Source organism: Streptomyces sp. NPDC058877, assembly GCF_042742855.1.
Lineage (GTDB): Bacteria > Actinomycetota > Actinomycetes > Streptomycetales > Streptomycetaceae > Streptomyces.
The window spans coordinates 16,706-33,399 of sequence record NZ_JBHYMF010000040.1 but is presented as its reverse complement, the minus strand read 5'-3'; the positions used below and the strand labels follow the sequence as shown (position 1 = coordinate 33,399).

Genomic DNA, 16,694 nt, shown 5'->3' with positions numbered 1-16,694 from the left:
GAACGAACCGGTGGGAGCCGTCCGAGACGCTGACGCCGCAGACACGGGCGTCTTCCCTCCGTGCGGTCCCGTCGCGCTCACGGTCCTCCGTACGGTCCCGTCGCGCTCACGGCAGGGGGACGATCGTGACGGGGGCGGGACTGTGGTGGATGACCGCGTGCGTCACATGGCCCAGGTGCGGCCCCAGGGGGACCTTGCGGTTCCGGCGTCCGACGACCACGAGGTGTGCGTCCCGAGCCGCCGCGACCAACTGGTACGCGGCCGAGCCCACCACCGCCTTGGCGGTCGCGTCCACGCCCCCGTACCGCTTCCGCCACGGTGCCAGCAGGTCGTCGAGGCCGCCGAGGAGGCGGTTGCCCAGCTCCTCCCCGATGCCCGGGTCCATGACGGCCGCATGGCCGTACGAGGCGGGAAGCGTCCAGCTGTACAGGAAGCGCAGCGGCAGATTCCTGCGGGCGGCTTCGGTGAACGAGAACGCGAGCAGGGCCTCGCACGGGTGGGAGACGTCCACCCCGACCACGATCCCGCCCTCGGGGGCCGCCCGGTCGTCCTCCGCCCGCACCAGGACGACGGGTTGTCGAGCCGCGCCGACGACGGCGAGCGACACCGAGCCGACGACGAAGCCGAGGACGCCGCCGAGCCCCCGCGAACCGAGGACGGTGAGGTCGGATTCGTCCGCCGCGGCCGTCAGTTCCTCGGCCGCCCGGCCGTGGGCCCGTTCGACGCGGACGTCGAGGTCGGGATGGTCCTTCCGGGCGCGGTCCGCCTCTTCCTGCAACAGCTCGGCTGCCCGTTCGGCCTGGGTGCGGGCGTACGGAAGCGGTACTTCCGGAGTGTTCGGCCATTCCTCCACGTGCACCAGCCTGAGGGGCACCTCGCGCAGCACCGCCTCCCCCGCCGCCCATCGTGTCGCGGCGAGGCTTTCTGCGGAGCCGTCCAGGCCGACGGTGACCTGCGCTGTCATGGCGCTCCTCCTCACGCGGGTCCCCTCCGTCCGGGGTTCGGACCGGCGGGGACGTCCAGGACCCCAGGGTGTCGCCGCTCCTGCACGCGTCAGCAGGGCCGGGCAGGTCGCGATGGGGACCGAACGGCCCATCCCGGGGAGGGCCGTAGCGGTGTCAGCGTGGAGGTGTCGCCTCGGGAGTGCTCCCGAGCCCCGGGCGTACCGCGGAGGTGGAGCCATGAACACCGAGATCCCCGTTCGACCGGAGCTCGGCGCCGTCGTCGTGGGGGTCGACGGGTCACCCGCCGCGCGCACGGCCGCGCTCTGGGCCGCCGACGAGGCGGACCGCCGGGGCCGGGCCTTGCACCTGGTGCACGCCGCAGACACCGACCGCCGGGCCCTCTACGCCACGGCCGAGACGCTCCAGGCGGTCCGCGAAGCCGGCCGGGACCTGCTGAACGACACCGTGAGCGCGGTGCAGGAACGGTTCCCGGACCTTGCCGTCACCAAGGAGCTGAGCCGTCAGGAGCCGGTCGCGGGTCTCCGTTCCGCCGCCGGCCGTCGGGGGACGATCGTGGTGGGGCACCGTGGACTCGGCGGTTTCTCCTCCCTGATGCTGGGTTCCGTGGGACTGGGCGTGGCGGCCCGGGCAGAGGTGCCGGTGATCGTCGTGCGGGGGGAGGGTGAGCGTCCCGACACGGGCTCCGTGACCGCGGCCGTGCACGACGCGGAGGACCTGGGGTGGTTGCTCCTCGCGGCGGCGGAGGCCGAGGCCCGCAAGGCGGCCCTGCGCATCGTGAGCGTCTGGAACGTGCTGGCCCACGTCGGAAGCGTCGCGACCATGCTCGACGACCTCGACGGGATCGCCCGGCAGCGCGTCCACGAGGTGAAGGAGCTCGCCGACCGCGTCCGTGACGCGTACCCGGGGCTCATCGTGGGGCACCACCTGGAGACGGGGACGAGCACGCCCGGCATCCTGATCGAGGCGAGCAGCCGCACCGACCTGATCGTGATGGGCCGTGATCACCGCCCGCTGGGGGTCGGGCCCTCCCTGGGACGCGTCGCGCACACCCTGATCCACCACGCGCACTGCCCGGTCGAGATCGTCCCGACCGCCTTCGTCCACCCGGGCGAGGAGAAATGAACGACGTGCTGGCGGGCGTCGATCCCCGCGACCTTTCGGTTTCGGCACTGATCTGGGCCGCCGACGAGGCCGCGCGCCGCGGACTCCGCCTGCGGCTGGTGGTCGCCGTCCCACCCGTGCACGAGCGGTTCTGGTACGACGCGCTCGCCCATCACGGCGCCCTCCGGATCCGCGCCGAGTCCGCCCTCGCCAATGCCGAGGACCTCGTACGGGACCTGCACCCCGGACTGCGGACCACGACGGAACTCGTGGCGGGGGCACCGGCCGCGGTGCTGCGGGAGGGGAGCGCGCACGCCGCACTCGTCGTCGTGGGATCGCGCCGCCTCGGTCCGGCGGCCGAGCTGCTGAGCGAGGGATCGGTGGTCGTGCCGCTGACCGCCCACGCCGATTGCCCCGTCGTCGTGGTCCGGTCCCCGGAGCACACCGCCACCCACCCGCCGACCCTCGTCGTCGGAGTGGACGGCAGCGAGGGGTGCCGGGAAGCCGTTTCGTTCGCGGTCCGGGAGGCCAGCCTGCGCGAAGCCCACCTGCGCGCGGTCTGGGTCTGGCCCCGCTCCCTCCGCCCGCACGGCGGTGAGGAGGAAGGCGCGGCCGAGCGCCGGCGCCTGTTGTCCGAGGCCGTCGCGGGCTGGGCGGAGCAGTACCCGGACGTCCGCATCACCGGAGAGGTCCTGCGGGGACACCCGGTCGAGCAGCTGGCCCACGCTTCCCGGGAAGCCCTCGCCCTGGTCATCGGGCGCCGGGGGCGCGGAGGCTACGCGGGCATGCGCCTCGGCTCGACGGTCCACGGCCTGGTGCACCGCGCCGAGTGCCCGGTGGTCGTCGCGCCGCTCCCGGAGCGGGAAGGACGGCGGGGCGGCCGGCCGCCGGCCGGAGGGCCCGGCCAGGGCCGGGGCGCCCCGGCCGACCCCGACACGGCACGGCGCGGGGTCGGGGAGCAAGACCCCGCCGGCCGTTCCGCCGAACCCTCGGAGAGGTGAGGACCCATGCGGTGCACCCCGATCGACCCCCTGACCCCCCACCCCCGGCGACCCGGCCGCCCGGCCCCGGCCGCATGGAGGAGGCCGGAGCACCATGGAGACGAGTAGGGAAACGAAGGAACGGGCTCCCCGCGTCCTCCCGTTCACCGAGTTGGGACGGGACGACGTGAGCCGCGTGGGCGGCAAGAACGCCTCACTGGGAGAGATGACCAACCGGCTCGGCGCCGCCGGCATCCGGGTCCCCCCGGGCTTCGCCACCACCGCGGACGCGTACGGGGAACTGCTCGACTCCCACGACCTCCGTCGCCGCGTCGCGGCACAGATCGACCGGCTGCACGCGGGTGCCCGACTCGACGAGGTCGGGGCGGCCATGCGGTCCCTCTTCCTCGCCGAACCGCTGCCCGCAGCCCTGCAGGACGCGGTCCTCACGGCGTACCGCCAGCTGGCCCGGGAAGCAGGGCGGGAGGACCCCGAAGTGGCCGTGCGCAGCAGTGCGACGGCCGAGGACCTGCCCGAGGCGAGCTTCGCCGGACAGCAGGAGACCTATCTGAACGTCCGTGGTGCCGATGCCCTGCTGGACGCCTGCACCCGCTGCTACGCCTCGCTGTTCACCGACCGGGCGATCGACTACCGCGAGCGGACGGGCTACGACCACCTCGCCGTCGCCCTGTCCGTCGGCGTCCAACTGATGGTCCGCTCCGACCTCGCCGGCGCCGGGGTCGCCTTCACCCTCGACCCGGAGAGCGGCTTCCCCGACGTGGTCGTGGTGAGTGCCGCCTGGGGCCTGGGGGAGACCGTGGTCAGCGGACGGGTCGACCCCGATGAGTACACGGTCTTCAAGCCGAGTGCCAAGGACCCCCGCCTCGACCCCGTGATCGACGTCCGTATCGGCAGCAAGCGGCTCAAGACCGTCTACGCGGACACCGGGTCGACGCGCACCGTGGACACCCCCGCCGAGGAGCGGAACCAACGGGTCCTTGACGATGCGGAGGTCCGTGCGCTGGCCGGCTGGGCGGTCGCCCTGGAGGAGCACTACGGCTGCCCGATGGATGTCGAGTGGGCCAAGGACGGTCGCACGGGCGAGCTCTGGATCGTCCAGGCCCGCCCCGAAACGGTGCAGTCGCGACGTCGCGGTGCGACGCTCACCCGCTGCCGGCTCACCACCGCTCCGGGGGAACCGCTCGTCGAGGGCATCGCCGTCGGCGAGGCGATCGGCCAGGGCCCGGTGGTCGCGCTGGACGCCCCCGTGGACCTCGACCGGTTCCCACCGGGGGGCGTCCTGGTCACCTCCGTCACCGACCCGGACTGGGAGCCCGTCATGAAACGGGCCGCGGCCATCGTCACCGACCACGGCGGCCGGACGTCCCACGCGGCCATCGTCAGCCGTGAGCTCGGCGTCCCCGCCGTGGTGGGCACCGGAGACGGCACCCGGATCCTGCGGGCGGGCCGAGAGGTGACGGTCTCCTGCGCCGAAGGAGACAGCGGACGCGTCTACGACGGCCTGCTGCCCTACGAGGAGACCCTGACCGACCTCGCGGAACTGCCCGCCACCAGGACCCGGGTGATGCTGAACCTCGCCGACCCCTCGGCCGCGTTCCGCTGGTGGCGGCTGCCCGCCGACGGCGTGGGGCTCGCTCGCCTGGAGTTCGTCGTCGCCCACCAGGTGAAGGTCCACCCGATGGCCCTGTTGCACCCGGAGCGGCTCGACGCGCAGGACCGAAAGCTCGTCGAGCGGATCACCGAAGGGCGGCGCGACCGCGGACAGTACTTCGTGGACCGGCTGGCCCACGGCATCGCCCGCATCGCCGCCTCGCGTTGGCCGGCACCCGTCGTCGTGCGCACCAGCGACTTCAAGACCAACGAGTACGCCAAACTCCTGGGAGGCCGCCCGTTCGAACCGGACGAGGCCAATCCCATGATCGGTTGGCGCGGGGCGAGCCGGTACTACAGCGACGGTTACCGCGAGGGCTTCGCCCTCGAATGCCGCGCGCTGCGTCGGGTGCGCGACGGGATGGGACTGACGAACGTGATCGTCATGATTCCCTTCTGCCGCACCCTCGACGAGGCCGACCGCGTGCTCGCGGTGATGGCCGGAGAAGGGCTGGTGCGCGGCGAGAACGGGCTCCGGGTCTACGTCATGGCCGAGATACCGTCCAACGTCGTCCTGGCCCGTGAGTTCGCCGAACGCTTCGACGGGTTCTCGATCGGCAGCAACGACCTGACCCAGCTCACCCTCGGCGTCGACCGGGACTCAGAAGCCCTCGCCCACGTCTTCGACGAGCGGGACCCGGCCGTCGTCCGCAGCATCAGGACCCTCGTCGCCCGGGCCCACGAGGCCGGCCGTCCGGTCGGGCTCTGCGGGCAACGGCCCAGCGATGACCCGGCGTTCACCGCGATCCTGGTCGATGCCGGACTCGACTCGATCTCGGTGGCACCGGACAGCTTCGCCGCGGTCAAGGGGCACGTGGCCCGGGCCGAGTCGACGCGGGGGAACGCCCCCGTACGGAAGGAGGAGTGACCATGCCCAGGAAGACACGGCACCGGGTCGTCCGGGACGCCGAGCCGCCGGCCCGGCGCGGGCGACGGACGCCCGGGGGAGACCCGTCGTCCGGGCGGGGCGGGACCCGCCAACGGTTCCCGGAGGCGCCGGCCGGGCGACCCGGCCGTCCGGTCCAGACCGTCCGGGTGTCGGCGCTCTTCCTCTGAACCGCAGTGCTTGGACCGGGACGACCAACAGGGGGGCGGAAAGGAGAACGAGACCATGACCACGGCGAGGGACATCATGCACACCGGTGCGAGCTGTGTGCAGGAGAACGAGACCCTGGTGGACGCCGCACGCCGCATGAGCGAACTGGACGTCGGCGCACTGCCCATCTGCGGGCCGGACAACCGGCTCCACGGCATCATCACCGACCGGGACATCGTGGTGAAGTGTCTGGCCAAGGGCAAGGACCCGGCGCGGATGACCGCGGGGCACCTCGCCCAGGGCAAGCCGATCACCGTGGCCGCCGACGCGGACAGCGAACAGGTGCTCCGCACCATGCAGGACCACCGCATCCGGCGGCTGCCCGTGATCGAGGACCACCGCCTGATCGGCATGATCAGCGAGGCAGACCTGGCCCGCCACCTCCCGGAAGAACGGGTGGGGCACTTCGTCGAGGAGATCTGCTGCTGACGGCATCCAGGCCCCGGTGGCCGTCCTCACCGACCCGGACCCGTGGCGACCCGCCGGGGCCCCGCACACGAGGAGCAGAACGATGACCACAGGCAAGGTGGAGCGCAGGCACAGCCTCTTCCCGGACTTCAACGACTGGTTCGGCAGGGAGTTCCCCGGGCTGCCCGGGTGGCGGCCCGGCGCGGCGGCCCACTCCATTCCCGTCGAGGTGAGCAGCGGCGACGGCGCGTACGTGCTCCGGGCCGAGCTCCCGGGAATGGACCCCGAGCACGACATCTCCATCACCGTCGACGACAACCTCATCACGGTGAGCGCGGAGCACGGCGAGAGCACGGAGGACAAGGAGCACTCGGAGTTCCGCTACGGATCGTTCCGCAGGACCGTCCGGCTCCCGGCCACGATCCCCGCCGACGACGTCGAGGCGTCGTACGCGGACGGCATCCTCACCGTGCGCATCCCGATGCCGGACGAGACGGCCACGACCGGACGGAGCATTCCGGTGAAGCGCATCGACACCACGAGCGGAGGCGAACGGGCATGAACCGCAAGCGGGTCCTGGTCGCCTACGGCAGCAAGCACGGCGCGACCAAGGGAATAGCCGACGAGATAGGCCGGACGCTCCAGGCCGACGGCATCGACGCCGTCGTCCTGCCGGCCGACACCGTCAGCGACGTCAGCGGCTACGACGGCGTCGTCCTCGGCGGAGCCCTCTACGCGGGCCGGTGGAACGGCAAGGCGCGTCGCTGCGCCCGGCGCAACGCCGAGCAACTCCGCCGACGACCGGTCTGGTTGTTCAGCAGCGGTCCCGTCGACGACTCGGCCGAACGGCACGACATCCCACCCGTGCGCGGCGTCGCCCGGCGGATGAAACGGCTCGGCGCGCGGGAGCACATCACCTTCGGCGGTGCCGTGACCGCCGACAACCCCGACCTGATCGCCCGGTCCATGGTCCGTCACGGCAAGGGCGGGGACTTCCGGAACCCGGCACGGATCCAGGAGTGGGCCCATCACATCGGGACCGACCTCGGCACCACGAGCTGACCGGCGACACGGTCCCGCCGGCCGATCCACCCGGAGGTGTGTCATGCACCGTCACACGCCGCCGGACCCGGGACGCATTCCGTCCGGGAGGGTTCCCGGCGGGCGCGTCGCACTGGTCCTGGTCCTGGTGATCGCCCTGGCGTGCGGCGCCGTCGCCGCCGTGAGCCTGTGGAACACCGGGGCCAGGACCGACCGTGAACTCGCCCTCCACCGCCACCAGGTCTCGGCCACCACCACGGGGCCGGCCGAGGCCCCGCCCGCCACCGCCCGCTACGGCGCGGCCCCGAGGGCCGTCGCACCGGCGGTCTGGCAGTACCCCGAGAACGTCCGCCGGTCCGGGTCGATCCACGTCCCCGCCGGGACGCCCCCCGAGCACACCGTGACCATCTGGGTCGACGACACGGGCACCCCTGCCCGGCCCCCGGGCGGTACTGCCGACCGCGCACTGACCTCGCTCCTGGGCGGAAGCCTGGCCACGGCCGCCGTCGGAGCGGCCGGAGCGGGCCTGCTCGTCCTGGCCGGCAGGAGTGCCCGAACCCGTCGGTTCGCGGCCTGGGAACAGGAGTGGGAGCAGGTCGAACCCGAGTGGTCGGGACGGCTCCGGAGGCCGGGCGGACCGCCGGAGGGCGATGACGAGTGACCGCCCCGCCCCGGAATCGGCTGACCGTCCCGCCCCGGAATCGGCTGACCGTCCCGTCCCGGAGCAGGACGACCGTCCCGCCCCGGAACGGCGAAGCCCTCAGCGGGAGTCGCCGGAGGCCGGTTCCGCGCCGCCCTGGTCGAGGCGGAAGGGCGGGTAGACGTCCGTCATCAGGCTCGCGTAGGCGGCGACCCGCAGGACCCAGCGGTTCAACCCGACGACCAGGTCGAACAGGTCGCGCGGATACCGCTCGGTGAAGGCCACGGCGAAGCCGGCGATGAGCGCGAGCAGGGTGATCAGGCCGCCGCTCCACCAGCCGCCGCGCATGCCTCCGGTGAGGAAGACGAGCACCAGGTAGTGGGGGACGGCGAGCAACCACCACTTGACCAGGACCAGCGAGCGGGACAGCCGCTTCGGGTAGGCGATGTCGAGCCGTGCCGGATAGTCCGGTTCGGGCCCCAGGCTGAAGGGCGGGTAGCGGTCGGTCCCGAGGGCTCCGTACGCGTAGTACGCGACGCGCCAGGACCACCGGAGCACCCCGAGGTTGAAGTCGAAGAGGGCCCGCGGGTAGCGCTCGGTGAAGAGGATGGCGAAGAAGGCGATCACCGTCACCACGAAGAACGCGATCCAGAGGAAGAACAGCACGATCCAGTGCGGAATCACCAGGATCCACTTGACCAACCAGAGCCAGCGGGACAGCCGGCCGTCGAGTTCGGCCGTCACCGCCACGGGAGCGGACGGGATGCTCGGGGTGTTCATGGTCGTCACTTCCTCGTCGGTTCCTCGTCGCCGTACGCGAGTCGGTCGACGACCCCCACGACGCCGTCGACGCTGTTGCAGAGCCTGAGGAGCACGGGCACGATGCCACGGCGGTCGACCGTGCCGCTGAGCGTGACCTTGCCGTCCACGACCTCCACCGACAGTGCGGAAGGGCTCAGCCCCAGGGTGTGGGTGATGACGTCCTCGACGATCTCCTCCTGGATCGCCCGGTCCCGGCGCAGGAACAACTGCACGAGGTCGCTGCGGCTGAGGACGCCCACGAGCCGTCCGTCGTCGTCGACCACGGGCAAGCGCTTGACCTTGGCGCGGTCCATCACCCGGGCGGCGCGCACCGCGCTCCAGTCGGGCCGGGCGACCACGGCGGGACTCGTCATGAGCGCGCCCGCCGTGTCGGGTCCGGCACCGGCCGAGCGGCGGCGCACGAGGTCCGCTTCCGAGACCACGCCCAGGGGACGGTTCGCCCCGTCCACCACGCACACGGCGGTGATGTCGAACTCGTCCAGGAGCCGGGCGATCTCCTTGAACGTCGTCCCCGGAAGGACGCTGACGGCCGTGGGGGTCATCAGATCCGCGACGCTGCGGTGCCTCATCGCTCGCCATCCTCTCTTCTCGTCACCCCTGCCCGTCCCCACCGGCCCGGGAGCAGCGGTGCCGGCCCAGGCTATGTCCGGTCCTCGGCGGTGAGCTCGCACCGCACGTCCACGACCCCTTCGACGGCCCGGGTGAGGCGGACCGCGAGCGGCACGCGCGCCGTGTCGCGGATCTCGCCGGACAGGGTCACGACACCGCCGTCGACACGGACCTCCACCTGCCGGTGGGAGAGGGGAAACAGGTGCTCGACGACCTCGCGCCGCACCTCGGCGGCGAGGTCCTCGTCCGTACGGAGGAAGACCTTGAGGAGGTCGGCCCTGCTGACGATCCCCTGGATGGTGCCGCTCGCGTCCACGACCGGCAGCCGCTTGACCCGACGGGCGGCCATGAGACGGGCCGCCCGGGGAAGGGACGCACCCGGATCGACGGTGACGGCGGGCGAGGTCATCAGGTCCTCGGCCCGGCGAGAGCCGGCCTTGGCCGTGGCCTTCCCCCGGTGCAACTGCTCCACGAGGCCGGGGCGGTGGTCGTGGAACTCCTCCTTGAGGAGCAGGTCCGCCTCGGAAACCACCCCGACCACACGGCCTTCGCCCTCGATGACCGGTACCGCGGTCACCCCCCACCGCTCCATGGCGGCGACGATCTCCTTGAACTCCGCCCCGGGCTGGACGGCGACGACCCTCTTGGTCATCACGTCGGCGACGGTGAACGGCTGGTCGCTCATGGCCCGCTCCTGTCCTCCTGCTCCTCTTTCCCCCAGCGTCCTGTACCGGGCCGGACGCCGGGAGGGCCGCGCAGGGCACCTCCGGGGTCCGAACGGCCCGGGTCAACGGACGAGGACGGCCTCGCCGGAGCGCGGGACGACGGCCGTCCAGCCCAATTCGTGGTCGATGCGGTCGCGCAGGGCGACGGACGCGGTCGGTTCGCCGTGCACCAGGTAGGTGGTGTGCGGCGGAGGAGCGCCGCGCAGCCAGTCGACGATCTGCTCCGCATCGGCATGGGCCGAGAAGTGCGGAACGTCGGCCACCTCGGCCCGTACGGGGACGTACTCGCCGAACATCTTCAGCGTGCGCACCCCGTCCACCAGGTCCCGTGCGCGGGTGCCGGCCGCGGCGAAGCCGACCACCACGACGGCGTTGCGGGGATCGGGGAGCAACCTGCGCAGATGGTGCAGGACCCGGCCGCCGGTGGCCATGCCGGCCGAGGAGACGATCACGGCGGGACCCTCGACGTGGTTGATCTCGATGGACTCCTGCACCGTCCGTGCGGCGAGGAACGGCTCCGGCCTCAGCGCCGCCTCGCCCTCGGCGAGGATCTCCGGCCGAAGCTCCGCGGAGCCCTGTCGCACCGCCTCCCGGTACACGTCGAGCGCGGCCAGGGCCATCGGACTGTCCACGTACACCGGGACCGACCGCGGCAGGACGCCGGTCTCGCGCAGCCGGGTCAGCTCGTGCAGGACGACTTCGGTGCGGTCGATCGCGAAGGCGGGGATGACGACGGTGCCGCCCCGGGCGAGGGCCCGTGCGATCACGGCGGCGAATTCCGACCTCGCGGACGCCTGGTCGTGCCGCCGGTCGCCGTACGTGGACTCCAGCAGCAGCACGTCCGCACCCGAGAACGGCTCGGGCGGCAGCAGCAGCGGGTGGCCGGGCCGACCGAGGTCGCCGGAGACCGCCAGGGCGTGCCCGTCCTCCAGGGTCAGGTGCGCCCACGCCGAGCCCAGGATGTGGCCTCCGTGGTGCAGCCGGAGCCTGGTCCCGGCCATGACCTCCACCTCGGCGCCCACCGGCACCGGGTCGAAGAACGCGAGCGTCTTCTCGACGTCGGAGTCGTCGTACAGCGGCTTGGCCGGGCGGTGCTTCGACCAGCCGTGTTCGTTCGCGTGCCGGGCCGCCTCCATCTGGAGCCGCGCGCTGTCGCGCAACACGATCCCGGCCAGCCGGGCCGTGGCCGCGCTGGTCAGGATCGGCCCCCGGAAGCCCTGGCGGACGAGGCGGGGCAGATAGCCGCAGTGGTCGAGGTGGGCGTGGGTGACGACCACGGCGTCGACGTCCGCCGCGTCCCGGGCGAACCGCTCCCAGTTGCGGCGGCGCAGAGCCGCGAAACCCTGGAAGAGTCCGCAGTCGAGGAGGATCCGCGCATGGTCGCTCTCCACCAGGAACTTGCTTCCCGTGACCGTACCCACCCCGCCCAGGAAGCTGAGCAGGGCCGGTCGCGGCGTCACGGGCGCCGTGCTCGGGGTTGCCTCGGACATGACCGGCCCTCCTTCGGAACGCCCACCTGGTCCCACCCTCGCACGCGGACCGGACCCGCCCGGAGAGTCCGTACGGGCCCCTCCCGGGGGCCGACCGGCCCATGCGCGGGCGGACCGCGACCGGGGGGCACCGCGGCGACGGGAGCGGCGGGCCGGTGGGCCCCGTGAAACCGCCCGTCGCACCGGGGCCGGGCCGGAGTTCCCGCGCCGGTCCGCCGCGGGCCCTCGTCCTGGACACGGACGGCGTGCTCCTCGACTCGGCCGGTCTGCACGCGGCGGCCTGGAAGGCCGCGCTGGACCCCTGTCTGGAGGCGGTCGCGGACGGCGAGCAGCCGCCCTTCGACGCCGATGCCGAGTACCGCCGGTTCGTCGACGGCCGGCCCCGCTACGAGGGGGCAGCGGCCGTCCTCGCGGCCCGGGGCCTCGGGCTGCCCGCCGGAACGCCCCGCGACCCGCCCGGATGCGCGACCGTCTGGGCGGTGGCGGCGCGCAAGGAACGGGCGTTCGTCGACCTCGTCCGTACCGAGGGCGTCCGCGCCTTCCCGGACGCCCGCCCCGCCCTCACGGCGCTCCGCTCGGCAGGAGTGCCCTGTGTCGCGGTGTCCGCCTCCCGGCACGCCCGTGCACTGATCCGTGCCGCCGGGCTCGCCGACCTCCTCGCCGGGATCGTGGACGGGGAGGACGCCGCCCGGCTGGGCCTCGCCGGCAAGCCGGATCCGGCGTTGTTCCTGAGGGCCGCAGCCCTCCTCGGCCTCCGCCCCCCGGAGACCGCGGTCGTCGAGGACGCGCTCGCCGGAGTCGCGGCGGCGCGCCGCGGCGGCTTCGGCCTGGTCGTCGGCGTCGACCGCACCGCACCCCGGAGCGCGACCGCCCCGCTGCGCCGACAGGGCGCCGACCTGGTGGTGCCCGATCTCGTGACGCTGGTCCGGAGCATATGGAGCGACCGCGGATGACCCACGACTGGACCTGGAGCTACGACCACTACGACCCGGGACGCGAGCCCCTGGTCGAAGCCCTCTGCACCCTCGGCAACGGCCGGTTCGCCACCCGGGGCTCCGCACCCGAGTGCGCCGCCGGAGGCGCCCACTACCCGGGCACCTATCTGGCCGGCTGCTACGACCGGCGCACTTCGGTCGTCGCAGGAGAGCGGGTCGAGAACGAGGACCTCGTCAACCTCCCGAACTGGACGCTGCTGCGCTACCGCTGCCTCCCGGACGACGGGCCTCCCGGCGACTGGTTGACGCCCGACGCAGCCGCACTCCGCCACTCCGACGTGCAACTCGACCTGCGCTCAGGGGTGCTCACCCGACGCCTGTTCTTCGAGGACGCCCGCGGACGGGGCCTGCGGGTCAGCCACGTCCGCGTCGTCCACATGGGCGATCCCGGTCTCGCGGCCCAGCACAGCCTGTTCCGCGCCTACGGCTGGCGCGGCTCCGTCGAGGTGCAGTCCCTCCTCGACGGCACCGTCACCAACGCCGGGGTCGAGCGCTACCGGCACCTCGACGGGCACCACCTCACCCACGTCCGGGCCGGGTTCGAACCCGGTGGAACGGCCCGGCTCTCCTGCCGCACGACCGACCCCGGCGTCACGATCGCCCTGGCCGTGCGGACCACCACCCACCCCGAACGGCCCGCGTGGGAGACCGCCTCGGCGGACGGCACCGTGCAGACCTACCGCCTGCCGATCGTGCCCCGCCGGTCGGTGACCGTCGTGAAGACCCTGGCGCTGTGCACCTCGCTGGACTGGCCGGCCGCCGACCCGCTCGCCGCGGCCGTCGACGCCATCGAACAGGCCCCGGCCTTCCCCCGGCTCCTGGCCGCCCACCGGGCGGCCTGGCGCCGCGTGTGGGAACAGGGCGAACTCCACGTGCCCGGGGAGGCGGGACGCATCCTGCGCCTGCACGTGTTCCACCTGTTGCAGACGCTCTCCCCGCACACGGCCGACCTCGACGTGGGCGTCCCCGCACGCGGACTGCACGGCGAGGCCTACCGGGGGCACGTCTTCTGGGACGAGCTCTTCGTGCTGCCCTACCTCGACCTCCACTTCCCGGAAGTCGCCCGGGCGCTCCTGATGTACCGCCACCGCCGTCTGCCGGCGGCCCGCGCCGCGGCCCGTGCCGCCGGCGAACGGGGAGCCATGTACCCCTGGCAGAGCGCGAGTTCGGGACGCGAAGAGACCCAGGAGCTCCACCTCAACCCGCGCTCCGGCCGCTGGCTGGCCGATCACTCGCGGCTCCAGCGCCACGTCGGCTCCGCCGTCGCGTACAACGTCTGGCGCCATGCCCAGGCCACCGGCGACCGGGGGTTCCTGCACTCGGCCGGTGCGGAGATGCTGCTTGAGGTCGCCCGCTACTGGGCCGGCACCGCCGCCTACGATCCGGCGCTCGACCGCTACCGCATCCGGGGGGTCGTGGGGCCCGACGAGTACCACGACGCCTACCCCGGTGTGGTGACCCCCGGCATCGACGACAACGCCTACACCAATGTGACGGCCGCCTGGGTGCTCGCACACGGCCTCGACCTGCTCGACGAACTGCCCGGGGCCCGCCGCTCGGAGCTGGCGGAGCAACTGTCGCTCGACGACGACGAACTCGCCCGCTGGGAAGAGGTGTCCCGTCGCCTGTACGTTCCGTTCCACCAGGGGGTGGTGAGCCAGTTCGAGGGGTACGGCGACCTGGCGGAGCTCGACTGGGACGCCTATCGGGCCCGGTACGGAGACGTCCGGAGGCTCGACCGGATCCTGGAGGCCGAGGGGGACACGGTCAACCGCTACCAGGCGTCCAAGCAGGCCGACACCCTCATGCTGGGCTACCTCTTCCGGGCCGAGGAGCTGTACGGACTCTTCCGTCGGCTCGGTTACCCGCTGGACGACGAGACCTGGCGCGCGACCGTCTCATACCACCTGCGGCGCACCAGTCACGGATCCACGCTCAGCAGCCTCGTCCACGGCTGGGTGCTGGCCCGGCAGAAGGGCGCCGACGCCTGGCGCCACTGCGAGGAGGCCCTGCTCGCCGACGTGGCCGACGTCCAGGGCGGGACGACGGGCGAGGGCGTCCACCTCGGTGCCATGGCCGGCACGATCGACCTCGTCGAACGCGGGATCACCGGCCTGGAGACGGGACCCGAGGGACTCAGGGTGGCTCCGGTGCCGTTGGCCCAGATCCCGCGGTTCGCCTTCACCCTGTGCGTCGGCCGCCACCGGGGGGTGCGCCTGCGGTTCCTGCCCGGCCGGTTGGCCGTCCGGGTGCCCCACTCACCGGCGGGCCCGCTCACCGTCGTCCTCCCCGGCGACCGCCGACTCGCGGTCGAGCCCGGCCAGGAGCGCTGGTTCCGGCTGTGACGGGCTCCGCCGCCAGGAGAGGACCGGAGGGGAGGATCAGCTGAAGGCGAGCACCTCGGAGACGGGCCGACGGGGCGTGGCGCGTCCCCGGGGGCCGTAGCCCAGACGGATCACCATGTGGACGAAACCGATCGTCGAACCCGGATCGCGGGCGTCGGAACGGAGCTCGGGCCACTCCAGCGGTTGGGACATGAGCGACGTGGCGAGACCGTCCAGCGTGGCCTGCAGGAGGACCCGCTGCATGGCCTGGCCGGCCCTCAACCAATCCTCCTGACCGTCGCCGACCGTCCCGAGCAGCGCGATCTGAGGCGCCTTCTCGAAGCGCGCCGCGGCACGATCGGGGACCTGGCGGGGGGTGCCGAAGTTCCTGACCGGGGAGGTCACGTCGTACTGCCTGGGCCCGAAGGCGTACGCGGGGATGCCCTCGGTGTCGGGCCCCTCCCCGGCCGCGCCCGTGCGGGTCCAGGCCGCGATCTCCGCGCGCACGGCCTCGTCCGCGGCCTCGAACAGTTCGGAGGCGTGCACGAGGCCCATGACGGTGTCGGTGTGCCACGCCCCCGGCACGACGAGCCGACACCCCTCCAGCAGGGCCGCGGCACGGAGACCGTCGGTCACTTCGGGCGGAATCCGCTCCTCCGTGAAGGGGAAGCGGCTGGTGTGCCGCTGCCCCAGGGCCGGGTGGAGCACCCCGAGGTCGCCGTCGGCGCCCTCGGGACCGTCGAAGCGCACGTCGGCGAGGTGCCAGGGGTCGTCCGCAGAAGGCAACAGCCGCACCACCGGCCGGAGGCCCCGGTGCGCGGCGGAGACCCGGAGGCAGAACAGGGCGGCACCGCAGCCCAGGTGGAGGGCGCGGTGGGAGGGGTCCTCACGCGGCATGGCGCGCTGAGGATCGCCGTACAGCGCGACGGTCCCGGTGTCCGTCCCGGCGACGAACTTCCAGGGCTGCGCATTGTGCATCGAGGGGGCCGTGACGGCGTCCTCGACCATCGAGGTCACGAGCGGTCGGGTCAGAGCGGTGGGAGACACGGTTCGTCCTGTCTGAGGTCGGTCACCGGGAGAGGGGGGCCCGGCTGGGCGAAGCGGGACGCCTGTCGTCCTCCTGGAAGGACAACCGGTCCACGACGGCGACCACCCCGTCCACCCTCTCGGCGAGTTCGACGAGCACCAGGGCTTGGCTCCGTCGCCTGATCCGCCCGGAGAGCGTCGCCACGCCGTCGAGGACGTGCACGTCCACCGCGTCCCCGGACAGCTCCATGGCCCCCGCGAGGACGTCCTCGCGGATGCGGCGCCGCACCTCCGCGTCCGGGCGGAGGTAGACGCAGAGCAGGTCGCGGCGGGTCACGATGCCGACCAGGCGTTCCTCCTCGTCGACGACGGGGAGGCGTTCGACTCCGCGGCGCACCATCAGCCGCGCCGCGTCCGCGACCGTTTCCTCGGCGTGGACCGTGACGGCCGGACTCGTCATCAGCTCTCCGGCCGTCAGGTCGTGGCGGGCCAGGAGGTCGCTCTCGGACACGACGCCCACGACGCGGTCGTCCCCGTCCACGACGGGAACCCCGCTGATGTCGTTCTCGGCGAGCATCTTCACCACGTCCCTGAACGACGTCGCGGGAAGGGCGGAGACCACGCCGTCGGTCATCAGGCCGCCGACCTTCATGTGCTTCATCGCCACACCTCCTTCTGAGGGGGGCGGACGGTGCGCCGTCCCGCGTCACCACCCTCCGACGCGCGACCCGGCTCCGGGAGGGGCCGAACGGCCCACCGTCAGGCCCGAACGGACTCGATGCGCACCCCGTCCGGAGGGGG

The 16,694-nt window shown here is 73.1% G+C and carries 17 protein-coding genes; 10 read left to right on the top strand and 7 right to left on the bottom strand.

The features are described 5' to 3' along the window. Positions 1–106: 106 nt before the first annotated feature. Positions 107–964, bottom strand: a complete 858-nt coding sequence (locus tag ACFW2Y_RS12575) for a universal stress protein (RefSeq protein ID WP_384877042.1) — start codon at positions 962–964, stop codon at positions 107–109. Positions 965–1,181: 217 nt separating this feature from the next. On the opposite strand from ACFW2Y_RS12575, the gene ACFW2Y_RS12570 reads away from it, so the two are divergent. From ACFW2Y_RS12570 to ACFW2Y_RS12535, 8 genes are all read left to right on the top strand, one after another. After that, positions 1,182–2,087 carry a universal stress protein gene (locus tag ACFW2Y_RS12570; protein WP_384877040.1) on the top strand — a complete coding sequence of 302 codons (906 nt, stop codon included), beginning with the start codon at positions 1,182–1,184 and terminating at the stop codon, positions 2,085–2,087. Continuing rightward, the gene (locus ACFW2Y_RS12565; protein ID WP_384877038.1) at positions 2,084–3,067 is read left to right on the top strand and encodes a universal stress protein; all 984 of its coding nucleotides are present in this window, start codon (positions 2,084–2,086) and stop codon (positions 3,065–3,067) included. Before ACFW2Y_RS12570 ends, ACFW2Y_RS12565 begins: the two co-directional genes overlap by 4 nt. Before the next feature lie 94 nt (positions 3,068–3,161). Then, positions 3,162–5,585, top strand: a complete 2,424-nt coding sequence (gene ppsA, locus ACFW2Y_RS12560; RefSeq protein ID WP_384877036.1) for a phosphoenolpyruvate synthase — start codon at positions 3,162–3,164, stop codon at positions 5,583–5,585. 2 nt (positions 5,586–5,587) lie between these two features. Further along, positions 5,588–5,773 carry a hypothetical protein gene (locus ACFW2Y_RS12555; RefSeq protein ID WP_384877034.1) on the top strand — a complete coding sequence of 62 codons (186 nt, stop codon included), beginning with the start codon at positions 5,588–5,590 and terminating at the stop codon, positions 5,771–5,773. A 55-nt stretch (positions 5,774–5,828) separates the two neighbouring features. Then, the gene (locus tag ACFW2Y_RS12550) at positions 5,829–6,242 is read left to right on the top strand and encodes a CBS domain-containing protein (RefSeq protein ID WP_384877032.1); all 414 of its coding nucleotides are present in this window, start codon (positions 5,829–5,831) and stop codon (positions 6,240–6,242) included. Between the two features lie 82 nt (positions 6,243–6,324). Then, positions 6,325–6,783, top strand: a complete 459-nt coding sequence (locus ACFW2Y_RS12545) for an Hsp20/alpha crystallin family protein (RefSeq protein ID WP_384877030.1) — start codon at positions 6,325–6,327, stop codon at positions 6,781–6,783. Further along, the gene (locus tag ACFW2Y_RS12540) at positions 6,780–7,283 is read left to right on the top strand and encodes a flavodoxin domain-containing protein (RefSeq protein ID WP_384877028.1); all 504 of its coding nucleotides are present in this window, start codon (positions 6,780–6,782) and stop codon (positions 7,281–7,283) included. Before ACFW2Y_RS12545 ends, ACFW2Y_RS12540 begins: the two co-directional genes overlap by 4 nt. A gap of 43 nt (positions 7,284–7,326) precedes the next feature. Then, positions 7,327–7,923, top strand: coding sequence for a hypothetical protein (locus ACFW2Y_RS12535; RefSeq protein ID WP_384877026.1), 597 nt, complete (start codon positions 7,327–7,329; stop codon positions 7,921–7,923). 99 nt (positions 7,924–8,022) lie between these two features. Here the strand turns inward: ACFW2Y_RS12535 and ACFW2Y_RS12530 are convergent, their stop codons facing one another. The 4 genes from ACFW2Y_RS12530 to ACFW2Y_RS12515 form a co-directional block, all read right to left on the bottom strand. Continuing rightward, a complete protein-coding gene (locus tag ACFW2Y_RS12530; RefSeq protein WP_384877024.1) occupies positions 8,023–8,682 on the bottom strand; it encodes a DUF4389 domain-containing protein in 660 nt (219 codons plus the stop codon). 5 nt (positions 8,683–8,687) lie between these two features. After that, complete coding sequence (locus tag ACFW2Y_RS12525; protein ID WP_384877022.1) at positions 8,688–9,293, bottom strand: CBS domain-containing protein; 606 nt, start codon at positions 9,291–9,293, stop codon at positions 8,688–8,690. Positions 9,294–9,364: 71 nt separating this feature from the next. Then, the gene (locus ACFW2Y_RS12520; RefSeq protein WP_384877020.1) at positions 9,365–10,018 is read right to left on the bottom strand and encodes a CBS domain-containing protein; all 654 of its coding nucleotides are present in this window, start codon (positions 10,016–10,018) and stop codon (positions 9,365–9,367) included. Between the two features lie 102 nt (positions 10,019–10,120). After that, positions 10,121–11,548, bottom strand: a complete 1,428-nt coding sequence (locus ACFW2Y_RS12515; protein ID WP_384877018.1) for an MBL fold metallo-hydrolase RNA specificity domain-containing protein — start codon at positions 11,546–11,548, stop codon at positions 10,121–10,123. A 164-nt stretch (positions 11,549–11,712) separates the two neighbouring features. On the opposite strand from ACFW2Y_RS12515, the gene ACFW2Y_RS12510 reads away from it, so the two are divergent. Both ACFW2Y_RS12510 and ACFW2Y_RS12505 read left to right on the top strand, forming a co-directional pair. After that, positions 11,713–12,501: an HAD family hydrolase gene (locus ACFW2Y_RS12510; protein WP_384877016.1), complete on the top strand. Its 789-nt coding sequence runs from the start codon at positions 11,713–11,715 to the stop codon at positions 12,499–12,501. Beyond that, the gene (locus tag ACFW2Y_RS12505) at positions 12,498–14,888 is read left to right on the top strand and encodes a glycoside hydrolase family 65 protein (RefSeq protein ID WP_384877014.1); all 2,391 of its coding nucleotides are present in this window, start codon (positions 12,498–12,500) and stop codon (positions 14,886–14,888) included. Before ACFW2Y_RS12510 ends, ACFW2Y_RS12505 begins: the two co-directional genes overlap by 4 nt. 36 nt (positions 14,889–14,924) lie before the next feature. Here ACFW2Y_RS12505 and ACFW2Y_RS12500 read toward each other — a convergent pair whose 3' ends face one another. Continuing rightward, the gene (locus tag ACFW2Y_RS12500; RefSeq protein WP_384877071.1) at positions 14,925–15,875 is read right to left on the bottom strand and encodes an Acg family FMN-binding oxidoreductase; all 951 of its coding nucleotides are present in this window, start codon (positions 15,873–15,875) and stop codon (positions 14,925–14,927) included. Positions 15,876–15,936: 61 nt separating this feature from the next. Further along, positions 15,937–16,554, bottom strand: coding sequence for a CBS domain-containing protein (locus ACFW2Y_RS12495; protein WP_384877013.1), 618 nt, complete (start codon positions 16,552–16,554; stop codon positions 15,937–15,939). Positions 16,555–16,694 lie beyond the last annotated feature (140 nt).

Excerpts from the sequence above, each read along its gene's own strand:
- ACFW2Y_RS12550 (WP_384877032.1), top strand. The coding sequence starts at position 5,829 with ATGACCACGGCGAGGGACATCATGCACACCGGTGCGAGCTGTGTGCAG.
- ACFW2Y_RS12495 (WP_384877013.1), bottom strand. The coding sequence starts at position 16,554 with ATGAAGCACATGAAGGTCGGCGGCCTGATGACCGACGGCGTGGTCTCC.
- ppsA (WP_384877036.1), top strand. The coding sequence starts at position 3,162 with ATGGAGACGAGTAGGGAAACGAAGGAACGGGCTCCCCGCGTCCTCCCG.
- ACFW2Y_RS12505 (WP_384877014.1), top strand. The coding sequence starts at position 12,498 with ATGACCCACGACTGGACCTGGAGCTACGACCACTACGACCCGGGACGC.
- ACFW2Y_RS12545 (WP_384877030.1), top strand. The coding sequence starts at position 6,325 with ATGACCACAGGCAAGGTGGAGCGCAGGCACAGCCTCTTCCCGGACTTC.
- ACFW2Y_RS12515 (WP_384877018.1), bottom strand. The coding sequence starts at position 11,548 with ATGTCCGAGGCAACCCCGAGCACGGCGCCCGTGACGCCGCGACCGGCC.
- ACFW2Y_RS12535 (WP_384877026.1), top strand. The coding sequence starts at position 7,327 with ATGCACCGTCACACGCCGCCGGACCCGGGACGCATTCCGTCCGGGAGG.
- ACFW2Y_RS12525 (WP_384877022.1), bottom strand. The coding sequence starts at position 9,293 with ATGAGGCACCGCAGCGTCGCGGATCTGATGACCCCCACGGCCGTCAGC.
- ACFW2Y_RS12565 (WP_384877038.1), top strand. The coding sequence starts at position 2,084 with ATGAACGACGTGCTGGCGGGCGTCGATCCCCGCGACCTTTCGGTTTCG.
- ACFW2Y_RS12575 (WP_384877042.1), bottom strand. The coding sequence starts at position 964 with ATGACAGCGCAGGTCACCGTCGGCCTGGACGGCTCCGCAGAAAGCCTC.
- ACFW2Y_RS12530 (WP_384877024.1), bottom strand. The coding sequence starts at position 8,682 with ATGAACACCCCGAGCATCCCGTCCGCTCCCGTGGCGGTGACGGCCGAA.
- ACFW2Y_RS12555 (WP_384877034.1), top strand. The coding sequence starts at position 5,588 with ATGCCCAGGAAGACACGGCACCGGGTCGTCCGGGACGCCGAGCCGCCG.
- ACFW2Y_RS12570 (WP_384877040.1), top strand. The coding sequence starts at position 1,182 with ATGAACACCGAGATCCCCGTTCGACCGGAGCTCGGCGCCGTCGTCGTG.
- ACFW2Y_RS12520 (WP_384877020.1), bottom strand. The coding sequence starts at position 10,018 with ATGAGCGACCAGCCGTTCACCGTCGCCGACGTGATGACCAAGAGGGTC.
- ACFW2Y_RS12540 (WP_384877028.1), top strand. The coding sequence starts at position 6,780 with ATGAACCGCAAGCGGGTCCTGGTCGCCTACGGCAGCAAGCACGGCGCG.
- ACFW2Y_RS12500 (WP_384877071.1), bottom strand. The coding sequence starts at position 15,875 with ATGGTCGAGGACGCCGTCACGGCCCCCTCGATGCACAATGCGCAGCCC.